This window comes from Streptomyces sp. NPDC026589, from assembly GCF_040638385.1.
Taxonomy (GTDB): domain Bacteria; phylum Actinomycetota; class Actinomycetes; order Streptomycetales; family Streptomycetaceae; genus Streptomyces.
Genome location: NZ_JBEZYG010000022.1, coordinates 103,512 through 128,434, shown reverse-complemented (window position 1 = coordinate 128,434; position 24,923 = coordinate 103,512). Strand labels below are relative to the sequence as shown.

The 24,923-nt window shown below is 70.7% G+C and carries 21 protein-coding genes and 2 tRNA genes; 17 read left to right on the top strand and 6 right to left on the bottom strand.

What is annotated here, in order from left to right; genetic code table 11:
* Positions 1 to 71 precede the first annotated feature (71 nt).
* The 5 genes from AB0F29_RS31385 to AB0F29_RS31365 all read left to right on the top strand — a co-directional run bounded on the left by AB0F29_RS31385 (position 72) and on the right by AB0F29_RS31365 (position 3,988).
* Positions 72 to 2,288, top strand: a complete 2,217-nt coding sequence (locus tag AB0F29_RS31385; protein WP_361879148.1) for an ATP-dependent DNA helicase UvrD2 — start codon at positions 72 to 74, stop codon at positions 2,286 to 2,288.
* 167 nt (positions 2,289 to 2,455) lie between these two features.
* Positions 2,456 to 2,785 (top strand): hypothetical protein, encoded by a 330-nt coding sequence (locus AB0F29_RS31380; RefSeq protein WP_361879145.1) that lies wholly within the window; start codon positions 2,456 to 2,458, stop codon positions 2,783 to 2,785.
* A gap of 176 nt (positions 2,786 to 2,961) precedes the next feature.
* Complete coding sequence (locus tag AB0F29_RS31375; protein WP_007460056.1) at positions 2,962 to 3,330, top strand: WhiB family transcriptional regulator; 369 nt, start codon at positions 2,962 to 2,964, stop codon at positions 3,328 to 3,330.
* Positions 3,327 to 3,686, top strand: coding sequence for a hypothetical protein (locus AB0F29_RS31370; protein WP_265599456.1), 360 nt, complete (start codon positions 3,327 to 3,329; stop codon positions 3,684 to 3,686). Before AB0F29_RS31375 ends, AB0F29_RS31370 begins: the two co-directional genes overlap by 4 nt.
* A 98-nt stretch (positions 3,687 to 3,784) precedes the next feature.
* Positions 3,785 to 3,988 (top strand): hypothetical protein, encoded by a 204-nt coding sequence (locus AB0F29_RS31365; protein ID WP_361879141.1) that lies wholly within the window; start codon positions 3,785 to 3,787, stop codon positions 3,986 to 3,988.
* A gap of 20 nt (positions 3,989 to 4,008) precedes the next feature.
* On the opposite strand, the gene AB0F29_RS31360 is transcribed toward AB0F29_RS31365, so the two are convergent.
* Positions 4,009 to 5,550 carry an AarF/ABC1/UbiB kinase family protein gene (locus tag AB0F29_RS31360; RefSeq protein WP_361879139.1) on the bottom strand — a complete coding sequence of 514 codons (1,542 nt, stop codon included), beginning with the start codon at positions 5,548 to 5,550 and terminating at the stop codon, positions 4,009 to 4,011.
* 64 nt (positions 5,551 to 5,614) lie between these two features.
* The gene (locus tag AB0F29_RS31355) at positions 5,615 to 6,775 is read right to left on the bottom strand and encodes a ThiF family adenylyltransferase (RefSeq protein ID WP_361879136.1); all 1,161 of its coding nucleotides are present in this window, start codon (positions 6,773 to 6,775) and stop codon (positions 5,615 to 5,617) included.
* Positions 6,776 to 7,037: 262 nt separating this feature from the next.
* On the opposite strand from AB0F29_RS31355, the gene AB0F29_RS31350 reads away from it, so the two are divergent.
* The 4 genes from AB0F29_RS31350 to AB0F29_RS31335 all read left to right on the top strand — a co-directional run bounded on the left by AB0F29_RS31350 (position 7,038) and on the right by AB0F29_RS31335 (position 10,883).
* On the top strand, positions 7,038 to 7,661 hold the full coding sequence (locus AB0F29_RS31350; protein WP_361879134.1) for a M48 family metallopeptidase: 624 nt from the start codon (positions 7,038 to 7,040) through the stop codon (positions 7,659 to 7,661).
* A 120-nt stretch (positions 7,662 to 7,781) separates the two neighbouring features.
* Entirely contained in the window at positions 7,782 to 9,416 is a 1,635-nt protein-coding gene (locus tag AB0F29_RS31345; RefSeq protein ID WP_361879132.1) for a TerD family protein, read from the top strand.
* An 11-nt stretch (positions 9,417 to 9,427) separates the two neighbouring features.
* Positions 9,428 to 10,108 carry an AIM24 family protein gene (locus tag AB0F29_RS31340; RefSeq protein WP_018959169.1) on the top strand — a complete coding sequence of 227 codons (681 nt, stop codon included), beginning with the start codon at positions 9,428 to 9,430 and terminating at the stop codon, positions 10,106 to 10,108.
* A 19-nt stretch (positions 10,109 to 10,127) separates the two neighbouring features.
* Complete coding sequence (locus AB0F29_RS31335; RefSeq protein ID WP_361879129.1) at positions 10,128 to 10,883, top strand: AIM24 family protein; 756 nt, start codon at positions 10,128 to 10,130, stop codon at positions 10,881 to 10,883.
* A 75-nt stretch (positions 10,884 to 10,958) separates the two neighbouring features.
* Here AB0F29_RS31335 and AB0F29_RS31330 read toward each other — a convergent pair whose 3' ends face one another.
* Positions 10,959 to 11,498 carry an NUDIX hydrolase gene (locus tag AB0F29_RS31330; RefSeq protein WP_361879126.1) on the bottom strand — a complete coding sequence of 180 codons (540 nt, stop codon included), beginning with the start codon at positions 11,496 to 11,498 and terminating at the stop codon, positions 10,959 to 10,961.
* Positions 11,495 to 12,961 (bottom strand): zinc-dependent metalloprotease, encoded by a 1,467-nt coding sequence (locus tag AB0F29_RS31325; protein ID WP_361879123.1) that lies wholly within the window; start codon positions 12,959 to 12,961, stop codon positions 11,495 to 11,497. The genes AB0F29_RS31330 and AB0F29_RS31325 overlap by 4 nt, the downstream gene beginning before the upstream one ends.
* Positions 12,962 to 13,151: 190 nt before the next feature.
* Here AB0F29_RS31325 and AB0F29_RS31320 point away from each other — a divergent pair, with 190 nt between their 5' ends.
* The 3 genes from AB0F29_RS31320 to AB0F29_RS31310 all read left to right on the top strand — a co-directional run bounded on the left by AB0F29_RS31320 (position 13,152) and on the right by AB0F29_RS31310 (position 16,386).
* Positions 13,152 to 14,303: an SDR family oxidoreductase gene (locus AB0F29_RS31320; protein ID WP_361879120.1), complete on the top strand. Its 1,152-nt coding sequence runs from the start codon at positions 13,152 to 13,154 to the stop codon at positions 14,301 to 14,303.
* Positions 14,304 to 14,409: 106 nt separating this feature from the next.
* Positions 14,410 to 14,871: a molybdenum cofactor biosynthesis protein MoaE gene (locus tag AB0F29_RS31315; RefSeq protein WP_361879117.1), complete on the top strand. Its 462-nt coding sequence runs from the start codon at positions 14,410 to 14,412 to the stop codon at positions 14,869 to 14,871.
* Positions 14,872 to 15,270: 399 nt separating this feature from the next.
* On the top strand, positions 15,271 to 16,386 hold the full coding sequence (locus tag AB0F29_RS31310) for a PDZ domain-containing protein (protein WP_361879114.1): 1,116 nt from the start codon (positions 15,271 to 15,273) through the stop codon (positions 16,384 to 16,386).
* Positions 16,387 to 16,434: 48 nt separating this feature from the next.
* Here the strand turns inward: AB0F29_RS31310 and AB0F29_RS31305 are convergent, their stop codons facing one another.
* On the bottom strand, positions 16,435 to 16,995 hold the full coding sequence (locus tag AB0F29_RS31305; RefSeq protein WP_032752853.1) for a PPA1309 family protein: 561 nt from the start codon (positions 16,993 to 16,995) through the stop codon (positions 16,435 to 16,437).
* Positions 16,996 to 17,130: 135 nt separating this feature from the next.
* On the opposite strand from AB0F29_RS31305, the gene AB0F29_RS31300 reads away from it, so the two are divergent.
* The 4 genes from AB0F29_RS31300 (at position 17,131) to AB0F29_RS31285 (ending at position 22,735) form a co-directional block, all read left to right on the top strand.
* Positions 17,131 to 20,166: a UPF0182 family protein gene (locus AB0F29_RS31300; RefSeq protein ID WP_361879194.1), complete on the top strand. Its 3,036-nt coding sequence runs from the start codon at positions 17,131 to 17,133 to the stop codon at positions 20,164 to 20,166.
* A gap of 42 nt (positions 20,167 to 20,208) precedes the next feature.
* Positions 20,209 to 20,282: transfer RNA gene (locus AB0F29_RS31295), tRNA-Met, on the top strand.
* A gap of 225 nt (positions 20,283 to 20,507) precedes the next feature.
* The gene (locus tag AB0F29_RS31290) at positions 20,508 to 22,577 is read left to right on the top strand and encodes a tetratricopeptide repeat protein (RefSeq protein WP_361879111.1); all 2,070 of its coding nucleotides are present in this window, start codon (positions 20,508 to 20,510) and stop codon (positions 22,575 to 22,577) included.
* Positions 22,578 to 22,661: 84 nt separating this feature from the next.
* Positions 22,662 to 22,735, top strand: a tRNA-Met gene (locus tag AB0F29_RS31285).
* Between the two features lie 105 nt (positions 22,736 to 22,840).
* Here AB0F29_RS31285 and AB0F29_RS31280 read toward each other — a convergent pair.
* Complete coding sequence (locus AB0F29_RS31280) at positions 22,841 to 23,260, bottom strand: Fur family transcriptional regulator (protein WP_026290746.1); 420 nt, start codon at positions 23,258 to 23,260, stop codon at positions 22,841 to 22,843.
* 171 nt (positions 23,261 to 23,431) lie between these two features.
* Here AB0F29_RS31280 and AB0F29_RS31275 point away from each other — a divergent pair, with 171 nt between their 5' ends.
* Positions 23,432 to 24,901 (top strand): catalase, encoded by a 1,470-nt coding sequence (locus AB0F29_RS31275; RefSeq protein WP_361879107.1) that lies wholly within the window; start codon positions 23,432 to 23,434, stop codon positions 24,899 to 24,901.
* Positions 24,902 to 24,923: the final 22 nt, after the last annotated feature.

Genomic DNA, 24,923 nt, shown 5'->3' with positions numbered 1-24,923 from the left:
CGGTACGACGAATACCTCACCCCTGTGGACAACCGCCGCATCCGCCCCGTGGGACCTGGCAGCATGGCGGGGTGACAGCAGCAACGCACTCCACCCTCTTCCCCCAGGTTCCCGAGACCCCGGACGCCGTGCTCGACGGGCTCGACCCCGAGCAGCGCGAGGTGGCTCTGGCCCTGCACGGACCGGTGTGCGTGCTGGCCGGAGCCGGTACGGGCAAGACCCGCGCGATCACGCACCGCATCGCCTACGGGGTGCGTGCGGGCATCCTCCAGCCGGCCACGGTGCTCGCCGTCACCTTCACCAACCGGGCCGCCGGAGAGATGCGCGGCCGCCTGCGACAGCTCGGCGCGACCGGCGTCCAGGCGCGGACCTTCCACTCCGCCGCCCTCCGCCAGCTCCAGTACTTCTGGCCGAAAGCCGTCGGTGGCGAGCTGCCCCGGCTGCTGGAGCGGAAGGTGCAGCTGGTCGCCGAGGCCGCCGCCCGCTGCGAGCTCCGTCTCGACCGCAACGAGCTGCGGGACGTCACCAGTGAGATCGAGTGGGCCAAGGTCACCCAGACCGTCCCCGCCGACTATCCGGCGGTCGTCGCCAAGACCCAGCGTGACGCCCCCCGGGATCCGGCGGTCCTCTCCCAGATCTACTCCACGTACGAACAGCTCAAGCGCGACCGCTCGGTGATCGACTTCGAGGACGTGCTGCTGCTCACCGTCGGCATCCTCCAGGACCGGACCGACATCGCCGAGCACGTGCGCGGCCAGTACCAGCACTTCGTCGTCGACGAGTACCAGGACGTGAGCCCGCTCCAGCAGCGGCTGCTCGATCTCTGGGTCGGGGACCGGGACGATCTCTGCGTCGTCGGCGACGCCAGCCAGACGATCTACTCCTTCACCGGAGCCACCCCCGACCACCTGCTGAACTTCCGTACCCGCCACCCCGGGGCGACCGTGGTCAAGCTGGTGCGGGACTACCGCTCCACCCCCCAGGTCGTCCACCTTGCCAACGGCCTGCTGAGCCAGGCCCACGGCAAGGCGGCCGACCACCGGCTGGAGCTGGTCTCGCAGCGCGACAAGGGGCCCGAGCCCGTCTACGCGGAGTATGCGGACGAGCCCACCGAGGCCGAGGGCACCGCCCGGCGGATCCGCGATCTCGTCGCCGCGGGCGTGCCGGCCGGTGAGATCGCCGTCCTCTACCGCGTCAACTCCCAGTCCGAGGTCTACGAGCAGGCACTGGCGGACGCGGGGGTGCCCTACCAGCTGCGCGGCGCCGAGCGGTTCTTCGAGCGGGCGGAGGTCCGCGAGGCGGGCACCGCCCTGCGCGGCGCGGCCCGCGCCGGAGGCAACGACTCGCTCCTCGACGGGGCGGAGGACCTGGCCGCCCAGGTGCGGGCGGTGCTCTCCACCAAGGGCTGGACCAGCCGGCCGCCCGCGGGATCGGGAGCCGTGCGTGACCGCTGGGAGTCGCTGGCCGCGCTGGTGCGCCTCGCGGAGGACTTCGAGACGGCGAGACCGGGGGCGACCCTGACCGACCTGGTCCGTGAGCTGGACGAGCGGGCCGCCGCCCAGCACGCCCCGACGGTCCAGGGGGTGACCCTGGCCTCGCTGCACTCGGCGAAGGGCCTCGAATGGGACGCCGTGTTCCTGGTCGGACTCACCGAGGGCATGATGCCGATCGCCTACGCCAAGACCGACGAGCAGGTCGAGGAGGAGCGGCGCCTGATGTACGTCGGCATCACCCGCGCCCGCGTCCACCTCTCGCTCTCCTGGGCCCTGTCCCGGTCACCGGGCGGCCGGGCGAGCCGACGGCCGACCCGCTTCCTGAACGGGCTGCGCCCGGGCTCGACGGCCTCGGGCGCGCGGAGCGGAGCGGGCGGCGGCGGAGGGATCGACCGGGGATCCGGCCGGGCCGCCGTCGAGCGGACCCCGGCCGTCGAGCGCAAGCCCAGGAGCCCGGTGCGCTGCCGGGTCTGCGGACGCACGCTCACCGACGCGGGCGAGATGAAACTGATGCGCTGCGAGGAGTGCCCCTCGGACATGGACGAGGCGCTGTACGGGCGGCTGTACGACTGGCGTGCCGCGCAGGCGGCCCTGCTGGGGCAGCCGGACTTCTGCGTGTTCACCGAGAAGACGCTCATGGCGATCGCCGAGGCCGTGCCGTCCACCGCGGGCGAGCTGGTCGTCATCGCCGGCGTCGGCAACCGGAAGTTGGGCCGCTTCGGCACCGATGTTCTGGCCATCTGCGCAGGTGAGGCGATTGACGGCGAGTCCGAGGAGGGCGCGGACGACTCCTGAGGAAAACTCGTCCAGAAAATAGTTTGCGCCCGCCCCAGTCGTCACCATAGGTTCTTAACCACGGGAACAGCGACTTCTCTGAAGCCCAGATTCCGTGCTGTACTTATCCGAATACGCAGGACCGGTCCCGGCCGGTCCCCCTGAGACGCCGAGAGGAGGCGATTGAAGTGATCAGCATCATCGAAACCCAGAAAATGACCGATCTCTCGGTCGTCTCCGCCTGCTCGCTCGGCCTCACCCGCTCCTCGGTCGCCTCGCTTCGCGCCACCGGTCTGTCCGGCGTCTCCGCCGTCCGTCCGCTGTCCCTGGTGAGCCTGCCCGTGACGCGGGAGCGTAATGAGCGACCGATCGAGGCACCGGCGGCAGCAGTAGCGAAGGCAGCACAGGCTCAGGCCTATGCCTTTGCGGCAGCCGGTGCCGGAGCCGAGAAGCAGACGCAGCACCACCACACGATGTGGGCCTTCCGTGGGCCTGAACCCTGGAGCGATCCAGCCTGATCCAGCATCAGGCCGGCGCCTTCAGGGCCGCGGAACCCCACTCGGGATCCGCGGCCCTTTTGTTTTGTCCGAACGGACAGGACGGAGCGAAGGAGCCTCGGGACAAGCAGGACCTGGTACCAGCAGCCGCCAACCGGCCAACAGGCCGGCACGACCAGACGAGGACACCACCCACCGTGCACATCGAAACGCACGCCCCGTCAGTACCGCTTTCCACCCCGATCTCGCCGCCCGGCTCCACGGAGGACTCCGCCTTGACCCCGCTCACCACGCTCACCGCGCTCGACGACGCCATCGAGAACCTCGGCGTACCGGTCCCCTGCCGTTCCTACGACCCGGAGGTCTTCTTCGCCGAGTCGCCCGCCGACGTCGAGTACGCCAAGTCCCTCTGCCGCACCTGCCCGCTCGTCGAGGCCTGCCTCGCCGGGGCGAAGGACCGCCGCGAGCCGTGGGGTGTCTGGGGTGGCGAGCTCTTCGTCCAGGGCGTCGTCGTGGCCCGCAAGCGTCCGCGTGGCCGTCCGCGCAAGAACCCGGTCGCAGCGTGACCGCGACCTGTGGGGTCCCCGCCCCCACACGCAGGCTCCGCCTCGGAACGATCGACCGTCCCCAGACCCATGACCCCCGGAATCAGGCACCGATGATCACCCCCACGAAGGAGCCCGTCGGCTCCGCAACCCCCGACGTCACCATCATCGGCGCGAACGACTCGCGTCAGAACAGGACCCGCGAAATGCAACTCATCCCAGAAGCCATGGCGCGTGCGCATATGCGCGACCGCCTGCGGGAGGCCCAGGAGGACCGCCAGTCGGCCCGCCTGATCGCCGCCCGCCGGATGCAGCGCCGAGCGGAGCGCGCCTCGCTGCGCGCCCGCCGCGCGCTGGCCATGGCGGTCATGCACTGACCGTGCACCCATCACGTCACCGCGGGGCCGTCCGGACACGGGCGGCCCCGCAGTGCGTTGTACCGCCGCCCATCCGGTCACGGGGATATCGTCAGAAGGTGGACGAGGAGACCCATCCCCCCGAACAACCCGCCGATCACAGCGTGGTGTGCGCCCGCTGCGGCACCGCAGCCGAGGGCGACACCGCCCCTCCGACCTGGCTCTGTTCCGTGGAGGACGGACGCCGTCTCCTCTTCTGCGAGGGCTGTGCCCGCCTCCACATCCGCGCCATCGAGAGCCGCCTCGACTCACTCTGGTGGTGACCGAGGCTCCCTGACCTCTCCTACGCCTGGGCGGGCTCCCCCTCCGGCTCGCCCTCCTCCTCGGCGTACTCCGTCCCCTCCATCTCGGCGTCCTCGGCGTCCTCGACGTCCTCGACGTCCTCGACGTCCTCGACGTCCTCGACGTCCTCCGCGAGGAACCCCGGCAGCCACGCCTCGAGCTCGTCGCGCAGCCGGACCGTCGCGCCCAGCTGGCACAGGACCCCGATCGTGCTGAGCGTCACCCGGTGGATGAGGACGTAGGACGGCGGGAGATTCAGCTGCCGGCCGAGCTGATGGGCGGGGGAGCGCGGATCGGCTATCCGGGCTGCCTGTTCACGGATCCAGCCCCGGCTGAAGGTGAACTCCTCCACCTGCGTGGGCTCGATGATCGGGAGCAGATAGTCGAGCACCGCGTCCGGGTCCAGGTCGATCGACTCCTTCACGAAGCCCTCTTCGCGCAGCAGCCCGTACACCCCCGCCGCGTCGCCCTCCAGCGTCAGCCGCAGGGAGTCGCCGATGTTCCGCGGCAGCCCGCCCGGCAGCCGGTCGACCGTGCCGAAGTCCAGCACCCCCAGCCGCCACGACCCGAACGAACCGCGGTCCTCCTCCGTGAGCGTCGCGTCCTCCGTGAGCGCCGCGCCCTCCGTATGCTCCGCGTTCTCCGTATGCTCGGCGTTCCGCGGCGCCGGGGGCAGCAGCCGGAAGTTGCCCGGGTGCGGGTCGGCGTGCAGCAGGCCCGTGCGTGCCGGACCGGAGAAGAGGAAGCGGGCCAGCAACTGTCCCGCACGGTCCCGCTGTTCCGCCGTCCCCTCCGCGATGACCTCGGACAGCGGGATCCCATCGATCCACTCCGTCACCAGCACCTGATCGGACTGGTGCACCACCTGAGGGACCACCACATCCGGGTCGCCCTCGAACTCCACCGCGTGCTCCTGCTGCGCCCGGGCCTCCAGCTCGTAGTCCAGTTCCTCCGAAACCCGGTCCCGCAGCTCCTTGATCAGCGGCTTGATGTCCATCCCCGGGACCAGGGGGCCGAGCAGCCGGGCGAAGCGGCTGAGCTGGGAGAGGTCGGAGAGCAACGCCTCGCCCGCGCCGGGATACTGCACCTTCACCGCGACCTCGCGGCCGTCGTGCCACACCGCCCGGTGCACCTGCCCGATCGAGGCGGCGGCCGCCGGCGTGTCCTCGAACTCCAGGAAATACTCCCGCCAGTCCTCCCCGATCCGTTCCGCGAGAACCCCGTGGACCGTGCGTGCGGGCAGCGGCGGCGCGGCCTCCTGGAGCTTGGTCAGCGCGGCCCGGTACGGGCCGGCGACCTCCTCGGGCAGGGCCGACTCGAAGACGGAGAGGGCCTGGCCCAGCTTCATGGCCCCGCCCTTCAGCTCGCCCAGAGTCTTGAACAACTGGTCCGCCGTGCGCTGCTGCACCTCACGGGCGACCAGCTCGGCCGACTTTCCGCCGATCCGCTTGCCCAGACCCCATGTGGCACGGCCGGCGAAGCCGAGCGGAAGCGCGGCCAGCTTGGCCGTACGCGTAACCGCCTTCCGGGGAAGATCAGACATGTGCCCCTCCAGTTCCCAGACTGCCGTGCCGCTCGTGCCTCCGGGATCTCTCCGACGACGGCGGTCACCCCGCCATTGTGTCCTGCGCCGGAAGAACACCGGAGGGCCGTTCCCTCGTAGCGCCCCCGGCCGCGCCGCAGGAGCAGTCCGCATGTGGGCCGATCGGCTCGGAACGCCAGTCCAGCAAGGGCAGAGCGGCCTCCCAACGAGCTCCGGTACTGGCAGGGAGGTCACCGTCCAGAAAGGCCAGGGAATGTGCGGCGGCGAGACCGGCGACCGCCGTCGCGAGCCCCAGATCGCAGGCGGGCACCGCTCCCCGCCGTCCGGAACGCCACTGCGCCAGCATCCGGGGCCACTGCGGATCCCGGTCCGCGCGGTGCAGCTCCAGGCAGCCCGCGCACCCGGTGCCCCCGGGCAGGACGAGAGGCCCGACCACGCCGGTGGCCTCGATCACTCCCGCATAGAGATGGGGAGTGCCCGACGCGATCCAGGGTCCGGCCGTGTCCGCGACGGGCGCGTACACCGCGAGGCCGTCCCGGGGAGCGACGACGATCAGGGACAGACCGGGCTGCCCGGCGCTCCCCGGCAGGTCGGCCGCCGCTCCGTCCGTCCTCGCCCGCCGGGGAGCGGGCCCGGGCGCGCACCGGCGGACGAGCCGGCGGGCCGCCACGTCGCGCCGTTCCCCCACGGATGCCGGGGGGAGCCCCCCGGGCGCCACGTCCCCGTGCTCGGCCCGGCCCCCGTCGAGTACTTCCACGTGCCCCACCCCGGCGCCCGACAGCACCGAGGCGATGGACGCCCCGACCCGGCCCGCGCCTCGCACCTGGACCCGCATCGCCCGCCGGGCCACCATCCGGCGCGTGCCGCCGCCCGGCTCGGGACGGACGACCGACAGGGAGGCCAGATCGGGACGCTGGCGGTCCATCACCTCGGCGCGACGGCACAGGGCATCGGCTCCCGGACCGGCCGACCTCGGGTCGTCCAGGAGCCCGGCCTCCGCCAACCGTGAGAGCAAGGTGTCCACATGGCGTTCCGACAGGTCCAGGGCCCGGGCCTCCTCGTGCAGCAGCGGCAGTCCTCGCGTGCCGTCGAGCAGTTCCAGGAAGCTCCCCGTGGCGAGGTCCACCGGGCCGAGCGTCACGGCATGTGCGGGTGTCACACCGAATTGCACGGTGTTCCGTCCGCGCCAGGCGCGGCGCAGTGCGGGCTTCAGCATCGGATACATGATTTCTCCCCCTGAGCGGTGTCGCGGGCACAGCGGTGCCCGCAGACCGGTTGATCCACGGGCCTTTCCGTAGGACCTCCGCCAGAATGCGGGCCGGCGCCGAACCTCGCCCGGAGTTGTCCACAGGCGCAGGTCATTAGTCATTCAAGCCCTTGATCGTTCAAGCGTGTGGTCGTTCGCATGGCGTGTGCCGTAGTGCGGATCGCCGCCGACCGTCGCCGGGGGTGGGACTTCCCCCGCGGCCAGCGGGTAACGTCGTGGCGTGTCCGCCGACCCGTCGTCCGGCCTCGCCGGGGAGACCCCCGCGCCCAGCGCCGGAAGCCATCAGCGCAGCGCGGCAGCCCATCAGGCCCGCGCTTCGGCGACGAGCGCGGTCGAGGTCCGCAGGAGCACCCGGCGCAGGAGAACGGTCTCCGCGTACCGCGAGGGCGACCGCACGATCGTGCTCATCCCCGCCCGCATGTCGGAGGCGGAGGAACGACGCTGGGTGGGCGTGATGCTGGACAAGCTCGCCGCCCAGGAGAGCAAGCGCGTCCTGGGCGACACCGAACTCGTCGAGCGTGCCGGGCGGCTGTCCGCCCAGTATTTCGACGGCCGCGCCAGGCCCGTCTCGGTGCGCTGGGTGACCAACCAGAACACCCGCTGGGGTTCGTGCACCCCTGCCGAGGGCAGCATCAGGCTCTCGCACCGCCTGCAGGGCATGCCGGAGTACGTGGTCGACTACGTACTCCTCCATGAGCTGGCACATCTGCTCGTTCCCGGACACGGTCCCGGGTTCTGGCGGCTGCTGGAGGCCTATCCGCGCACCGAGCGAGCCCGGGGGTACCTGGAGGGCGTCGTGGCGGCCGGGCGGCTGCCCCACCTGCCCGCCGCCCGCGAGGAGTGACCGGGGCCGGTCGCGTTCGCCGATTCTGTACCGGGTGTGTACCGGCTTGGCCCGATGTCGTCGTTTGCGGTTAGCCTGACGCGACGCATTTACCTTCTGGATGGGGGACGGTCGTTACGCATGGCCAGGGAATTCCAACGCGGCCACAAGGCCAAGATCAGTGATCTCACGCCAGGGACGGATCTGTACGTAGGCGTGCAGATCGCGGCCCCGGGGCTGACTTTCGACATCAGCTGCTTCGGCCTCGACGCCCATGAGCAGCTCTCCGACGACCGGTACTTCATCTTCTTCAATCAGCCGAAATCGCCCGAGGAGTCCATTCAGCTCCTCGGCGCGCAGTCCGGTGACACCGAGTCCTTCCGCGTCACGCTCGACCGTATTCCGGCAGCCATCCAGAAGCTCTCCTTCACCGCGACGCTCGACGGTTCCGGTCAGATGTCGCAGATCGGCCCGGGATACATCCGGATCGTCGCGGGCGGCGAGGAGGTGGTGAGGTACGCCTTCACCGGGTCGGAGTTCACCACCGAGCGCGCCGTGATGCTCGGCGACTTCTACCTGAAGGACGTCTGGCGCTTCGCCGCCGTCGGCCAGGGCTTCGACGGCGGACTCGACGCGCTCCTGAAGAACTTCGGGGGCGAGGTCGCCGAGGAAGAGGCGCCGCCCGCCGCCGCGCCGGCCGCCGCTCCGGGATTCGCCCCGCCGGCCCAGGCCGCAGCGCCCCCCGCCTTCGGCGCGCCGCCCGCGGCCCCGGCCCCGCAGCCCGCACCGGCCTTCGGCGCCCCGTCCGTGCCCACGCCGCCGCCCGCACCGCAGCAGCCGATGCACGCGGCACCGACGATCGCGGCCCCGCTCGCTCCCCAGGCGCCGTCCCCGTACGGCCAACCCCAGCAGCCGCAGCAGCCCCAGTTCGGCCAGGTCCCCGGCCAGGGCGCGCCGCCCGCCGCTCCCTTCGGCCAGCAGGCCCCGGCTCCCTACGGTCAGCAGGCCCCCGCCCCCTACGGTCAGCCCGCGCCGGCCCCGTACGGCCAGCAGCCTCCCGTCGGTATGCCGCCGGGTGCCCCGCAGGGCGTGCCCCAGGGAGTGCCGGCCACGGGCGCGGGTCTCCAGGCGGCTCTGCAGCCGTACAAGGAGACCGCGACCGGGCAGCGCTGGACCCCGCAGAACCAGCAGCTCATGCGGGTCGACCTGACCATGGGCGGATCCGGGGTCCTGGCGCGCCAGGGCAGCATGGTGATGTACCAGGGCAAGGTGGACTTCGGATACAAGAGCGCCGGATTCGTCGGCCGCGCCGTGGGCAACGCCACCGGCCAGGAAATGCAGCTGATGCGCTGCACGGGCCGCGGCCAGGTCTTCCTCGCCGAGGAGGGCTCGCACCTGCATCCGATCGAGCTGCAGGGCGATGCCATCTGCGTCTCCGCCGAGAGCGTCCTCGCCTTCGACGAATCCCTCCACTACGAGGTCCGCAGGGTCGAAGGGCACGGCATCCCCGGCGGCGCCCTGTTCACCATGCAGTTCCAGGGCACCGGCACCGTGATCGTGAAGACCCACGGCACCCCGGTCGTCCTGCCGGTCACGCCCACCACGTTCGCCGACTGCAACGCGGTGGTCGCCTGGTCGGCAGCCTCCCAGGTGATCGTCTCCAGCCAGGTCCGGCTGCGCCGCAACGCGTACCCCGGACACAGCGGGGAGACCGTGAACCTCCAGTTCCGGGGAGCGCCCGGCAACTTCATCGTCGTCCAGCCCTACGAGGTCTGAGGGAGCCCGTCATGAACCAGCAACTCGCGGGCTTCGCCCCGACCCCTGTCACGGCCCGTATGGAGAACCACGGCAAGACCATGCTCAAGGTCGCCATGGCCTCCGGGCAGGACCTCTTCGCGCGCACCGGCTCGATGGTCGCGTACGAGGGCTTCATCCAGTACGAGCCCAACCCGCCCGCCGCCCGGCAGATCGCCTCCCAGTGGATCACCGGCGAGGGCGCGCCCGTCATGAAGTGCTCCGGCGACGGACTGCTCTACCTCGCCGACTACGGCGCCGACGTGGTCGTCATCAACCTCGACAACGACTCCATCTCCGTCAACGGCTCCAACCTCCTCGCGTTCGACGCCCACCTCACCTGGGGCGTCGAGAAGGTCAAGGGGCTCGCCAAGTTCGCCGGACAGGGCCTGTGGAACGTCGTCGTCCAGGGCACCGGATGGGTCGCCGTCACCTCGCGCGGCACGCCGATCGTCGTCGACTGCGGACGCGGTGAGGACGAGACGTACGTCGACCCGGACGCGCTCGTCGCCTGGTCCCCGAACCTCAAGGTGAAGGGCAAGCGGAGCTTCAAGGCCGGCTCGCTGATCGGCCGCGGCAGCGGAGAGGCGTACCAGATGGCCTTCTCCGGCCAGGGCATCGTCGTCGTCCAGCCGAGCGAGGACAGTACGGACCGGCTGCGGATCCGGAACTGACGGGGAGGGAGAACACATCATGCAGAGTCCGCTTTTCAGCCACACCGAGCAGCAGACCCAGGACCGTTACGCGATCCAGAACCCGCAGCTCCTGCGGGTCTCGCTGACCGGCCACGACGACGTCCTCGCCCGCAAGGGCGCCATGGTCGCCTACCAGGGTCTGATGGACTTCGACGGGGAATACCAGTCCCAGGGTCAGCGCCGCGCCCGCGCCAACACCGGCGAGGGCCTCGACCTGATGCGCGTGTCCGGCCAGGGCACCGTCTACCTCGCCAACCTCGCGCAGTACATCCACGTCGTGGACGTCGACCGCGAGGGGATGACCGTGGACAGCTCCTACGTCCTCGCGCTCGACTCCTCGCTGCACACCGAGGTCATCGCGGTGGACAGCCAGTACGGGATCTCCGGCAGCGGCAAGTACCAGCTCAACATCTCCGGCTCGGGCAAGGTCGCCCTCATGACCTCGGGCCAGCCCCTGATGATGCAGGTCACGCCCGAGAAGTACGTCAACGTCGACGCGGACGCGATCGTCGCCTGGTCCAGCTCCCTGCGTGTGCAGATGCAGGCCCAGACGCACTCCTCGGGTGTCCTCAGGCGTCGCGGCAACACCGGAGAGGGCTGGGAGCTGAGCTTCCTCGGCCAGGGCTTCGCCCTGGTCCAGCCGAGCGAGGTCATGCCGCCGCAGAACGCCCAGATCGGCCAGGGCGCCCGCGCCCAGTTCGGCGTGGGCCAGCAGGGCTCCCACGGCCAGAACCAGAACAACGCCTGGAACTGACCCGCACCCGCAAGCCAGAGCGGTAAGGGGCGGCCTCCAGCGGCCGCCCCTTACGCACATCCCTGCGACCTGCCGCTACGACCGGGACCGCGTCGCCTCCAGCAGGCGCACCACGGACGCGTCGGCCACCCCCGGCACGTCCGCGTAGCCGAACCAGCGCAGCTCCAGGGACTCCTCGCTGATCCGCTCCGCCGCTCCGGGCGGGGCCAGCGCGGCGTACTGCACATCGAGGTGCCAGTTGCAGGGAGCCGGAATCGGGTGCCGGTCCAGCCGGACCGGTCCGCCGGGCAGCAGGGTGAGCCCCGTGATGCCGGACTCCTCCGTCGCCTCACGGAGCGCCGCCGCCTCCAGGGTGACGTCCCGCTCCTCGCAGTGGCCGCCCATCTGGAGCCACATCCGCAGCTTCCGGTGCAGGGTCAGCAGAACCCTCTCCCGCTCCGGATCGATCACCAGGGCGCTTGCCGTGACATGCCCGGCCCCGCACGCCTTCCACATGCCGTCCTCATGCTGTGCCAGGTGATCCAGATAGGCCTGACGCAGCTCCGCCTGGTCACCGGCCTCGTCCTCAGGGGCATAGCCCTTCAGCACGAGAACGGCGTCGTCGCGCAGGGTCACTGGTCGCGGCCGTCCTTGCCCTCGCCCGTGCCCTCGTCGCCGTCGTCCTCGCCCTCGACGGGCTTCGGCTTCGGCTCGTCCTCCGCCGCGGGCTTCCGTGAGCCCTTCGCCGCCTCGCCGAGCATCTTGTCCAGCTCGGAGAAGTCGGCCTGCTCGTGATGGACGAAGCCGTCCGGGTCGTCCAGGTCGTGGGCCGTCGGCAGCATGTCCGGGTGGGCCCAGAGCGCGTCCCGGCCCTCCAGACCCCGGGCGTCCGTGAGCGAGGCCCACAGGCGCGAGGCGTCCCGGAGCCGGCGCGGGCGCAGCTGGAGACCGATGAGCGTGGCGAACGTCTGCTCGGCCGGTCCCCCGGAGGCGCGGCGCCGGCGCATCGTCTCGCGCAGCGCGTCGGACGAGGTCAGCCGGGACTTCGCGGCCTCGTGGACCACCGCGTCCACCCAGCCCTCCACCAGCGCGAGAGCAGTCTCCAGACGGGCCAGGGAGGCTTTCTGCTCGGGTGTGTCCTCCGGCTGGAACATGCCCTGCTGAAGGGCGTCCTGCAACTGCTCCGGCTGGGAGGGGTCGAACTGGCCGACGACGTCCTCCAGCTTGCTGGTGTCGACCTTGATGCCGCGGGCGTACGCCTCGACAGCACCGAACAGATGCGACCGCAGCCACGGCACATGGGCGAAGAGCCGCTGGTGAGCGGCCTCGCGCAGGGCCAGATACAGCCGCACCTCGTCCTGCGGGACGCTGAGGTCCTTGCCGAACTTCTCCACGTTCAGCGGGAGCAGCGCGGCCTTGCCCGCCGGTCCCAGCGGCAGCCCGATGTCGGTGGAACCGACCACCTCACCGGCCAGCACGCCCACGGCCTGCCCGATCTGCTGGCCGAACATGGCGCCGCCCATCGACCGCATCATGCCGATCAGCGGGCCCGCCATGGCCTGCATCTCCTCGGGCAGCACATCGCCCATCGCCAGGCCCACCCGCTCGGCCACCGGGTCGACCAGCTGCTGCCAGGCCGGCAGCGAGGCCTCGACCCACTCCGCGCGGCTCCACGCCACGGTGGAGACCGAACCGGACGGCATCGACGTCACGCCGTCCAGCCACAGGTCCGCCAGCCGCAGCGCCTCGTCGACCGCAGTGCGCTCGGACGGGCCCACACTGGCGTCCTTGGAGCCGTCCGGGGCGCCCTGCGAGACCGTCTGGCGGGCGATCTGCTTGGCCATGTCCCAGTTCACGGGACCGCCCTCATAGCTCAGCATCTGACCGAGCTGCTGGAAGGCCGCACCGAGATCGTTCGGATTCATCGAGCCGAACATTGCGGCGAACGGGTTGTCCCCGCCCGCTCCCGGCCCGAATCCGAACGGGCCCCCGGGCCCGCCAGCGCCCTGCCCACCTTCGGTGGGGTCCTTCTTCTTGCCCTCGTCGCCGTTCTCCGGCTCCTCCGGCGGAAGGCCGAATCCGAATGGGGTGTCACTCACGGGTTTCCTCGGCTCGTAGGGCCGCCGGCTCGAACCGACGGCGACTGCCCGACATCACCATCCAGCGTAGACACCACGCCCGCTTCGGGCCTCAGTGCTCCGCCGACTCCCGGCCTGCGGCAGGATGGACGCCACCTGGTACGTACGCGTCATTCGGGTACGTACTGAAGACAACCGCTGGAGACGCCCGGTGAGTTCCCCAGATCCGCAGGTTCGCGCAGCGCGAAACCTGACCGACCCCTCGCCCGAGAGCACACCCGAGACGAAACGCCCCAGGACCCCCAGAAACCGGGGCCCCGTCGTCGCGGTCACCGGCGCGGCCACCGGCATCGGCGAACTGCTGACCGCCCATCTCGCCGCATCCGACGCGATCAAGCAGGTCATCGCGATCGACGAGCGCCGGGGAGAGGTGTCCGAGGCGACGTGGCACATCCTGGACGTACGCGATCCGGCGATCGCCGAGAAGCTGCGCGGCGCGGACGTCGTCGTCCACCTGGCCCTCGACCTCGACCTGGAGACCGACCCCGCGGCCCGCACCGCGTACAACGTACGTGGTACCCAGACCGTGCTCACCGCCGCGGCGGCCGTCGGGGTCCACCGGGTCGTGCTGTGCACCTCGGCGATGGTCTACGGGGCGCTCGCCGACAACGATGTGCCGCTCTCCGAGGACGCCGAACTGCGGGCCACCGCCGAGGCCACCGGCGTCGGCGACCTCCTGGAGATCGAGCGGCTCGGCCGCCGGGCCCCACGCGCTCACCCCGGGCTCCATGTCACCGTCGTGCGCCCCACCGTCCTGGTCGGCGGCACCGACACCGCCCTGACCCGCTACTTCGAGTCACCGCGCCTCCTGGTCGTCGCCGGATCGCGCCCCACCTGGCAGTTCTGCCACGTCGAGGACCTGGTGACGGCGCTGGAGTACGCCGCCCTGGAGAAGATCGACGGCGAGTTCGCGGTCGGCTGCGACGGCTGGCTGGAGCAGGAGGAGGTCGAGGAGCTCAGCGGTGTGCGACGGATGGAGCTGCCCTCCGCCGTGGCGCTCGGGGCCGCCGCCCGGCTGCACCGGATCGGCCTCACCCCGTCCCCGGCCGGTGACCTGGCGTACACGATGCACCCCTGGGTGGTCAGCGTCAGCAGGCTGCACGACGTGGGCTGGCGGCCGAAGTGGACGAACGAGGCGGTGCTCGGAGCCCTCCTCGAAGAGGTCGAGGGCCGCCACACGCTCGCCGGGCGCCGCCTCGGGCGCAAGGACGCCACCGCCGCAGGAGCCGCCGGAGCGACGGTCGCCCTGCTCGGCGCGGCCGCCGTGGTGCGCCGCGCCCGCAAGGCCCGTCGCCGCATCTGACCGCCCAACGGCGCCCGAGGCCCTGTAGGAGGCTCCAAAGCGGCCGGCCGGCCGCCGGAAGAACAGGCAATTCCGGGATGTCGGAGCCGTACGGCACGATGGGAGCATGGCACCCACCCACGACCATCCCGGCGAGCACGCGGCGGCCGACCCCATCCGGCTGCTGGCGATCCGGGACACCCCGCTCTCCGTCGACGAGGTCTTCCGCGCGGTCGGCGACGACGCGGCGGGCGGCATCGCGCTCTTCGTCGGCACCGTGCGCAACCACGACGCGGGACAGGACGTCGGCGCGCTCGGCTATTCCTGTCACCCCTCGGCCGGGGACGAACTGCGCCGAGTGGCGGAGAAGGTCGTCGCCGACCACCCGGTCCGCGCACTGGCGGCCGTCCACCGAGTGGGTGAACTGGAGGTGGGCGACCTGGCCGTGGTCGTCGCCGTCGCCTGCCCGCACCGCGCCGAGGCCTTCGACGCCTGCCGCAAGCTCATCGACGACCTCAAGCACGAGGTTCCGATCTGGAAACACCAGCGCTTCTCGGACGGCACGGAGGAGTGGGTCGGAGCTTGCTGAGCGCAAACCGGACCGGAGCGCATCCGCCCCGATTTGCGTAACGGCACCCCCGCCATGAGCGTTGGTCTTCCGGATCGTTAATCTGCTGATCGGGCATCCGGTCGCTCATGGGGTAGGGAGGTCGTGATGGCGGCACTCGCTTGGCTGTTGATTCCACTTTTCGCTGCTGTCGGTGGTGCGATATGGGCGAGTTGGGCTGCCCGCAATCGCACGACCGGCGATGTCACCGAACTCGCCGGCTACGCCAGGTTCCGTGACGCGATGGAGAAATCGCACTCCGGTTCCGGGGCTCTCTGAAGACCGACGCACGCCGCGTGACCACCTTCCGCCGCGTTCCGGTCTCCCCGTACGGACCGGCCCCGGCGGTGCACTGACAGGCCCTTCCCGTACTGTCGTTCCATGCCACGCAGCACCGCGACGATGCTCGCCTCCGCCCTCGTCCTCATCGCGCTGCTCTGCGCAGGCGTGCTGGTCAAAGTGCCGTATTCGGAGATGTCCCCCGGACCGACGGTGAACACGCTGGGCGACGCGCGTGGCGAGCCCGTCCTGCAGATCTCCGGTCGCAAGACGTACCCGGCATCCGGGCACCTCAACATGACGACGGTCCGCGTCACCGGGGCGGACTACCGGATGAACATCTTCGAGGCGGTCTACGGCTGGCTGGCACACGACAGCGTCGTGGTGCCGCACGACACGCTCTACCCGGACGGCAAGACCGAGGAGCAGTCCACCCAGGAGAACGCCGAGGAGTTCAGCCAGTCCCAGGAGAGCGCCAAGGTGGCCGCCCTGAAGGAGCTGGACATCCCGGTCGCCACCCAGGTCGTGGTCTCCACGGTGGTCAAGGACAGCCCCTCCGAGGACAAGCTGCACGCGGGCGACGTGATCAAGGCCGTCGACGGCACCGCGGTCAAGGAGCCCGGCGACGTCGCGAAACTCGTCACCAAGCACCAGCCCGGCGAAGACGTCACCTTCACCATCATCCCGGCGAAGACCGCCGCCGCGGCCGAGAAGGCCGGGCGCGCCCCCGAGGGCGGCGAGGAGATCACCATCAGGACCGCGAAAGCCCCCGCCGCCGAGGGCGACGGCGAGGCGGGCGGGAAGGACCGGGCGATCGTCGGCATCAGGGCCGGGACGGACCACACGTTCCCGTTCGAGATCGACATCAAGCTCGCCGACGTCGGCGGGCCGAGCGCCGGCCTGATGTTCTCCCTCGGCATCATCGACAAGCTCACCCCCGGTGACCTGACCGGCGGCAGGTTCGTCGCGGGCACCGGCACCATCGACGACGCGGGCGCGGTCGGCCCGATCGGCGGCATCAACATGAAGCTGGTCGGCGCCCGGAACGCCGGCGCCCGCTACTTCCTCACGCCCGACGACAACTGCGCGTCGGCCGCCGCCGACACCCCCGACGGGCTGACCCTGGTGCGGGTCAAGACCATCGAGGACGCCACGAAGTCGATGGAACAGATCCGCAACGGGAAGACCGCGGGTCTGCCGAGCTGCTCGACCGGCTGACGGCCGCGCCGCCCGGGAACCGTACGACGGCCCCGGGCAGCGGCCCGATCAGGACTCGAACGTCGCCGCCAGCGCCTCGGCGAGGCCGGGCACCAGACCGGCGCCGGTCAGCACCTCGGTGGGGGAGTCCTTCTCGCGCAGCCGTACGGCGGACTCGCGGGCCCCGTCCCGCAGGACGGCCACGGTCATCCGCACCTCCTGCCGGTCGGGGTGCTTGGCGACCCACTGGGTCAGCTGCTTGTCGTTCAGACCGTCCGGCACGGAGGTCTCGGCGGACGGCGGCAGCATCAGCCGCTCCACCGTCATGGCGCAGCCGACCACGGCGTCGGGCCAGGCGATCGTGCCGAGGAAGTCGTCGAGCGCGGTGCCCGGCGGAAGTTCGTCCTGCTCGATCGGGGTGAGTGCCGCGACGGAGGAGCTGGGGTCCTCAAGGCCCAGCTGACGGGCGAGGCCGGGCTCCTGGACCCGCAGCTGGGCGGTGTCGACCAGGGCGAACAGCCGGGCGGGCTGGTCCCAGCCGAGGTTGGAGGCATAGGCGTCGATTTCGAGGACGGCGACGGTGAGCGGACTCGCGGCCATCGGGGGTCCTGCGGGGGAAACGTTGGGCATGGGTAATATCCTGCCTCCTTCCGCCCCCGGAACGGGAACTAGGTAAAGCCTCAGTAAGTTGCATAGGTGGGCTCCAGGATCGCTGGGCCCGTCCACACGACCGCGAACTACGAGGTGCGCACGTTGGCTTTCCAGATGCCGGACCGCGGCGGAGGCCCGACCGGGCCACGGATCAGAGTCGGCCGCCCGTCCCGGCGCGCCCGTACCCTGCTCATGACTTTGGGTGTCCTGGCGGTTCTCGCCATGGCCTTCGTCATGTTCGCCGGGTTCTGGACGGACTGGCTCTGGTACAGGTCGGTCGCGTATTCATCCGTCTTCACCACCACCCTGTGGACCAAGATCGGGCTGTTCCTCGTCTTCGGACTGCTGATGGCGGTCGCCATCGGAGTGAACATCTGGCTCGCGCACCGGCTCCGGCCGCCGCTGAGCGCGATGTCCCTGGAGCAGCAGAGCCTGGACCGCTACCGGATGAGCATCGCCCCCTACAAGAAGTGGGTGCTGCTCGCCGTCACGGCGCTCGTCGCGCTGATCGGCGGAGCTTCCGCCTCCGGTCAGTGGCGTACGTGGCTCCTGTACGTCAACGGCGTGCCGTTCGGGCAGAAGGACCCCCAGTTCCAGCTGGACGTCGCCTTCTTCGCTTTCGACCTGCCGTGGTACCGCTTCATGCTGGGCTTCGGCTTCGCGGCGACCGTGCTCTCGCTGATCGCCGCCGCGCTGACCCACTATCTGTACGGTGGGCTGCGCATCACCAGCCCCGGCGCCCGCGCCACCGGGGCGGCCACCGGCCACCTCTCGGTGCTGCTGGGCATCTTCGTCTCCCTGAAGGCCGTGGCGTACTGGCTCGACCGGTACGGGCTGGCGGTGAAGTCCAGTGACTTCAAGGCCGCGGACAACTGGACGGGCCTGCGGTACGTCGACGCCAACGCCTACCTCCCGGCGAAGACCATCCTGTTCTGCATCGCGGCCATCTGCGCCGTGCTGTTCTTCGCGACGCTGTGGCGCCGCACCTGGCAGCTCCCGGTCATCGGCTTCGGCCTGATGGTGCTCTCGGCGATCCTGATCGGCGGGCTCTACCCGGCGATCGTGCAGAAGTTCCAGGTCCAGCCGAACGAGCAGGCCAAGGAAGCCGAGTTCATCCAGAAGAACATCAATGCCACACGCGACGCGTACGACATCGATGATGCCAAGGTGGACGACTACGACGGCCAGGCGACCACCAAGGACGACACCAAGTTGCGGGCCGCGGCCAACACCGCCGCCAGCTACCGCGTGATGGACCCCAACGTCGTCTCCCCGGCCTTCCAGCAGCTCCAGCAGCGGAGGAACTACTACCAGTTCCCCAAGACGCTGGACGTCGACCGCTACAAGGACAAGGACGGCAAGGAGCAGGACACCGTCATCGGTCTGCGTGAGCTGAACATCCAGGGCCTGCCCAAGCGGAACTGGATCAACGACCACTTCACGTACACCCACGGCTACGGCGCCATCGCGGCCCGGGGCACGACCACCGGGACGAATCCGCCGGGGTCTCCGGACTTCAGCGAGTCGGGGCTGCCCACCACCGGTGAGCTCGGCAAGTACGAGCAGCGGATCTACTACGGCGAGAACACCCAGCAGTACTCCATCGTCGGCGGGCCCCAGAAGGAGCTCGACTACGAGGAGGACGGCGAGAAGACCACCAGCTACAAGGGCGACAGCGGGGTCAACCTCTCCAACACCTTCAACCGTGCCGCGTACGCGGTCTCGTTCAGCGAGCCGCAGATCATGTACTCGGGAGCCATCGGTGAAGGCTCGCGGATCCTGTACAACCGCACGCCCAAGGAGCGCGTCGAGGCGGTCGCCCCGTGGCTGACCATCGACGGCGACGCCTACCCGGCGGTCGTCGACGGTCGGATCCAGTGGATCGTCGACGCGTACACCACGAGCAACGGCTACCCGTACGCGTCCCGGACCACGCTCGGCGACACCACGGCCGACTCGCTGACCACCAACCAGCGCGCGGTGGTCGCCCAGCAGAACCAGGTCAACTACATCCGCAACTCGGTGAAGGCCACCGTCGACGCCTATGACGGCAAGGTCAAACTCTACGAGTGGGACACCAAGGACCCGGTTCTCAAGACCTGGCGCAAGGCGTTCCCGGGAACGGTCGAGTCCCGCGGGGAGATTCCGCAGGAGCTCATGGACCACCTGCGGTATCCGCAGGACCTCTTCAAGGTGCAGCGCGAGCTGCTCACCCGCTACCACGTCGAGGACCCCGCGCAGTTCTACAGCGGCAGTGACGCGTGGCAGGTGCCGGACGACCCGACCAACAAGGAGCCCGGCTCGGTCCCGCCCTACTACCTGAGCATGAAGATGCCGGGCCAGGACGAGCAGCAGTTCTCGCTGACCACCACGTTCACTCCCCGAGGGCGTCCCAACCTGGGTGCCTTCATGGCGGTGAACGCGGACGCGGCCAGCAAGGACTACGGCGAGATGCGGCTGCTACGGGTGACCTCCACCGTGAAGGGCCCGGGCCAGGTGCAGAGTGAGCTCAACGGCAACGACGACGTCGCCGAGTTCGTGAGGAACCTCAAGGGCACCGACTCGGACATCGAGTACGGCAACCTGCTGACGGTTCCGCTGGAGGGCGGGTTCCTCTACATCGAGCCGGTCTACACGCGCGGTGGCAACCAGAACTACCCGCTGCTGCGCAAGGTGGCCGCCTCGTACGGTTCGAAGATCGTCTTTGAGAACAGCCTCGGGGAGGCGCTCAACGCCGTCTTCGGGGTCGAGGACGACGGGGCCACGACGCCGCCCGACCCCGATGTGCCGCCGGGCGAGACCGATGAGCCGCCGGCCACCGGCAGCGCGGCGCTCAAGAAGGCCATCGCGGACGCCCAGAAGGCGTACTCCGACGGTGAGAAGGCGCTGCAGGAGCAGGACTGGCCGGCCTACGGCAAGGCTCAGGAGGCTCTTCAGGACGCCCTGGAGCGAGCCGCCGCCGCGCAGCCCAAGGCGGGCAGTGAGGGGGACAAGGCCGACGGCGCCGAGAAGCCGGCGGGCGATGCCAAGCCGGACAGCTCGGCCGAGCCCGCGAGCGCCGGTGAGCCGGCGGACGCGGACAAGGGGGATCCGGCGAGGAAGCCGGATGCGGCCGAAGGGGCCGACAAGGGCTCCGACCAGGGCAGCTGAGCAGAGTCCATCCCGCGTCGTGGTACGGTTTGAACACAACGACGCGGGGTGGAGCAGCTCGGTAGCTCGCTGGGCTCATAACCCAGAGGTCGCAGGTTCAAATCCTGTCCCCGCTACTGAAAAGACGAAGGCCCGGATCCCAAGGGATCCGGGCCTTCGTCGTGCCTGTTGTGCGTGCAGCCGTGTCGGTCCCAAGCTGTGGGCGTGAAGTGCGTTTCGCTGGGCAGCAGTTGCTTCCGAACGTGTTTGACTTGTCTCTCTGTGGGCATGTCGACAAAACGCTGTAGTGACCTCACTGGCCGCGATATACCAGGTGTACGCGGGTTACAGGTGGTGCGACGATGGTATTTATGGGGGACAGGGCAACTCTGTTGGAGACAGGGCGGTTTGTGCAGCGGCGCGGCCAAGATGGGGAAAGCGCGGTAGACGCGGCTTTCGCTGCTGCCATCGCCGGGGCGGGCGCACCGGTCCAGCGGACCGGCGCCATCGACGCGAGCGCCACCGCGACCGCGTCCGACGAGGACACCACGGACGCGGTCGACGCCGCGGACAGCGCCGAGAGCGAGGCGCGCCACCGGCGCGCCGCCGACGCGGGGGACACCGCGTCCATGAGCGTCCTGGGCGCGCTGCTGCTGCGCCGCGGCGAGCTGGACGGCGCCGAGCGGTATCTGCGCGCCGCCACCGCCGACGGGGACCGCGCCGCCGCGAACAACCTGGGCGTCCTGCTGCACCAGCGCGGCTACCCGGACGAGGCCGCCGGCTGGTGGCGTATCGCCGCCGTGGCCGGATCCGCCGCCGCCGCGCATGCGCTCGGCCGGCACTTCCGCGAGCGTGGCGACGAGCCCGGCGCGGAGTACTGGCTGCGCCAGTCCGCCGAGCAGGGCCACGCGCTGGGCGCGTACGCGCTGGCCGACCTGCTGGAGCACCGCGGCGACGTCGGCGCCGAGCGCTGGCTGCGCGCCGCCGCCGAACAGGGGCACCGTGAGGCCGCCTACCGGCTGGCCCGCGCCCTGGAGCGGAAGGCCGTCAAGGACCCGCACGAGGCCTTCGGCCTGGGCCGAGGCCCCGCTTCCGGGCGAACCGGAACGGGCCTCGGCCTGCCGGGCGACCCGCCCGCATCCGCTCGTGGCCGGGCGGCGGGCCCCGCGGGCGTCAGGAACGCGGCCGACGGCGACAGCCCCGTGGCGGGACCCGCCGCCGGCCGGGTCGGCGAGGCCGAGCAGTGGTACCGCCAGGCCGCCGCCCGGGGCCACCGGCGCGCCGCTCTGCACCTCGGCGCGATCCTGGAGCAGCGCGGCGAGCTCAAGGAGGCCGGACGCTGGTACCTCACCTCCGCCAAGGACGGCGAGCCGCGCGCCGCCTGTGCGCTCGGGTTCCTGCTGCGCGACGCCGGCGACGAGGAGAGCGCCGCCGTGTGGTGGCTGCGCGCCGCCCAGGACGGTGACGGCAACGCCGCCAACGCGCTCGGCGCGCTGCACGCCGCACGCGGTGAGCAGCAGACCGCCGAGCGCTGGTACCGGGCCGCCATGGACGCGGGCGACGTCAACGGGGCGTACAACCTCGGCCTGCTCTGTGCCGCCCAGGACCGCACCCCGCAGGCCGAGCAGTGGTACCGCCGCGCCGCGTACGCCGGACACCGCGAGGCCGCCAACGCGCTCGCGGTGCTCCTCCTCCAGGCCGGCGACCACACCGGGGCCGAGCCCTGGTTCTCCAAGGCGGCCGAGGCGGGCAGCGTCGACGCGGCCTTCAACCTCGGCATCCTGCACGCCGGACGCGACGAGGACCGTACGGCGCTGGGCTGGTACGAGCGCGCCGCGGCGGCCGGGCACACCGACGCCGCGCTCCAGGTCGGCATGGCCCTGCTGCGCGACGGCGAGGACCGGGAGGCCGAGCGGCACCTGCGCTGCGCCGCGGGCGGCGGCAGCGCCGAGGCCGCGTTCCGGCTGGCCGGAGTGCTGGACGCACGCCAGCCGCCGCCGGGACCGCCCGCGCTGGGCGAGCCGATGCCGGAGAAGACCGAGTGCGAGGAGTGGTACGAGCGGGCCGCCCAGCAGGGTCACCGCCGCGCCCAGGTCCGGGTCGGCATGCTCGCCGCCGCCCGCGGGGACGTGGAGAGCGCCGCCCACTGGTACCGGGAGGCCGCCGAGGCGGGCAGCCGCAACGGGGCCTTCAACCTCGGGCTGCTGCTGGCCCGCGAGGGCAGCGAGCGCGAGGCCGCCCTGTGGTGGAGCCGTGCGGCCGCCGCCGGGCACGGCCGTGCCGCACTGCGCCTGGCGCTCCTCGCCGCCCGCCGGGGCGAGCTGACCGAGGGGCAGCGCTGGTGCGCCCGGGCGGTGGAGCTGGGCCCGGCCGAGGTGGCCGAGCGGGCCGCGCGGCTGCGCGAGGCGCTGCACCAGGAGCTGACGGCGTAACCCGGTGTAGCCCCGTCGGGCCCACGGACCGGCGTGAATGAATTTGCGCCGCCCGACCTGCTGACGTAATGTTGCATTCACCGACGCGGGGTGGAGCAGCTCGGTAGCTCGCTGGGCTCATAACCCAGAGGTCGCAGGTTCAAATCCTGTCCCCGCTACTGAAAAGACGAAGGCCCGGATCTCATGGAGATCCGGGCCTTCGTCATGTCCGGCGACCTGAGAAGCAGGGCCCGCCCGGAGGCGGGCCCGAAGAAGCGTTCGGGTCAGGCGGTGGCGGCGCAACTCGGGCAGATGCCGCGGTACGTCACCTCGACGCCGGAGACCATGAAGCCGTAGCGCTCGTCCGCCGGCAGGTCTGCCAGCGGGTTGCCCGCGGGGTGTACGTCCCTGATGGCGCCGCACCGGGCGCATACCAGGTGATGGTGCGGGTGGTGCGCGTTCGGGTCGTAGCGCTTGGCCCGGCGGTCGGTGGAGACCTCCAGCACCTCACCGAGGGACACCATCTCGCCGAGGGTGTTGTAGACGGTGGCGCGCGAGATCTCGGGCAGCCGGGAAACGGCCCTCGCGTGGACCTCGTCCGCCGTCAGGTGTACGTGGTCCCCGTCGAGGACCTCGGCCACGACGCGCCGCTGTGCCGTCATACGCCAGCCGCGTCCACGAAGTCGTTCCAGCAGGTCGCTCATGGAGCCCAGCCTAACAGTGGGGGAACCGAGTCCCGATCGGGTGTGACTTTGGATGTTCACTTGACTTGGACAATGTCCATTGTAGGATCGAGACCGGCATACGCCAAGGGACAGGCTGTGCGGAACATCGGACCGACGATCGAGGTCGGCCGATCCCGGAAAGTGCAGGACATGACGCAGGAGGCGCACGTGACGCAGGGACCGCTCACTACGGAGGCCGGCGCGCCGGTAGCCGACAACCAGAACAGCGAGACCGCTGGCGTCGGCGGTCCGGTTCTCGTCCAGGACCAGGCGCTGCTGGAGAAGCTCGCCCACTTCAACCGCGAGCGCATCCCGGAGCGGATCGTGCACGCCCGCGGCGCCGGCGCGTACGGCACCTTCACGCTGACCCGCGACGTCTCGCAGTGGACCCGGGCGAAGTTCCTCTCCGAGGTCGGCAAGCAGACCGAGACCTTCCTGCGCTTCTCCACCGTCGCGGGCAACCTCGGCTCGGCCGACGCCGCGCGCGACCCCCGCGGCTTCGCGCTGAAGTTCTACACCGAAGAGGGCAACTACGACCTCGTCGGCAACAACACCCCGGTGTTCTTCATCAAGGACGCCATCAAGTTCCCCGACTTCATCCACACCCAGAAGCGCGACCCGTACACCGGCTCGCAGGAGGCGGACAACGTCTGGGACTTCTGGGGTCTTTCGCCCGAGTCGACGCACCAGGTGACCTGGCTCTTCGGCGACCGGGGCATCCCGGCCACGCTGCGCCACATGAACGGGTACGGCTCGCACACGTTCCAGTGGAACAACGAGGCCGGCGAGGTCTTCTGGGTCAAGTACCACTTCAAGACCGACCAGGGGATCAAGAACCTCACCACCGAGGAGGCCGTCCGGCTCTCCGGTGTCGACCCCGACAGCCACCAGCGCGATCTGCGCGAGTCGATCGAGCGCGGTGACTTCCCGTCCTGGACGGTGCAGGTCCAGATCATGCCCGCGGCGGACGCGGCCGGCTACCGCTTCAACCCGTTCGACCTCACCAAGGTGTGGCCGCACGCGGACTACCCGCCGATCGAGATCGGCAAGCTGGAGCTCAACCGCAACCCGCAGAACATCTTCGCCGAGGTCGAGCAGTCGATCTTCAGCCCCGCGCACTTCGTGCCGGGCATCGGCCCGTCCCCCGACAAGATGCTCCAGGGCCGGCTCTTCGCGTACGGCGACGCCCACCGCTACCGCGTCGGCATCAACGCCGACCACCTGCCGGTGAACCGCCCGCACGCCACCGAGGCGCGGACCAACAGCCGGGACGGCTTCCTCTACGACGGCCGTCACCAGGGCGCCAAGAACTACGAGCCGAACAGCTTCGGCGGCCCGTCCCAGACGGACCGCCCGCTGTGGCAGCCGCTCCCGGTCACCGGCACCACCGGTAACACCGAGGCCCCCGTCCACGCCGAGGACAACGACTTCGTGCAGGCGGGCAACCTCTACCGGCTCTACTCGGAGGACGAGAAGACCCGGCTGATCGAGAACCTCGCCGGTTTCATCGCCAAGGTCTCGCGCGACGACATCGCCGAGCGCGCGATCAACAACTTCCGCCAGGCGGACGGCGACTTCGGCAAGCGGCTGGAAGCCGCGGTCCAGGCCCTCCGCGGCTGACCGGACGCCTGCCGTCGACGGT

Excerpts from the sequence above, each read along its gene's own strand:
- AB0F29_RS31355 (WP_361879136.1), bottom strand. The coding sequence starts at position 6,775 with ATGTATCCGATGCTGAAGCCCGCACTGCGCCGCGCCTGGCGCGGACGG.
- AB0F29_RS31275 (WP_361879107.1), top strand. The coding sequence starts at position 23,432 with ATGACGCAGGAGGCGCACGTGACGCAGGGACCGCTCACTACGGAGGCC.
- AB0F29_RS31335 (WP_361879129.1), top strand. The coding sequence starts at position 10,128 with ATGCAGAGTCCGCTTTTCAGCCACACCGAGCAGCAGACCCAGGACCGT.
- AB0F29_RS31300 (WP_361879194.1), top strand. The coding sequence starts at position 17,131 with ATGCCGGACCGCGGCGGAGGCCCGACCGGGCCACGGATCAGAGTCGGC.
- AB0F29_RS31290 (WP_361879111.1), top strand. The coding sequence starts at position 20,508 with ATGGTATTTATGGGGGACAGGGCAACTCTGTTGGAGACAGGGCGGTTT.
- AB0F29_RS31305 (WP_032752853.1), bottom strand. The coding sequence starts at position 16,995 with ATGCCCAACGTTTCCCCCGCAGGACCCCCGATGGCCGCGAGTCCGCTC.
- AB0F29_RS31360 (WP_361879139.1), bottom strand. The coding sequence starts at position 5,550 with ATGTCTGATCTTCCCCGGAAGGCGGTTACGCGTACGGCCAAGCTGGCC.
- AB0F29_RS31315 (WP_361879117.1), top strand. The coding sequence starts at position 14,410 with ATGGCACCCACCCACGACCATCCCGGCGAGCACGCGGCGGCCGACCCC.
- AB0F29_RS31310 (WP_361879114.1), top strand. The coding sequence starts at position 15,271 with ATGCCACGCAGCACCGCGACGATGCTCGCCTCCGCCCTCGTCCTCATC.
- AB0F29_RS31340 (WP_018959169.1), top strand. The coding sequence starts at position 9,428 with ATGAACCAGCAACTCGCGGGCTTCGCCCCGACCCCTGTCACGGCCCGT.
- AB0F29_RS31345 (WP_361879132.1), top strand. The coding sequence starts at position 7,782 with ATGGCCAGGGAATTCCAACGCGGCCACAAGGCCAAGATCAGTGATCTC.
- AB0F29_RS31280 (WP_026290746.1), bottom strand. The coding sequence starts at position 23,260 with ATGAGCGACCTGCTGGAACGACTTCGTGGACGCGGCTGGCGTATGACG.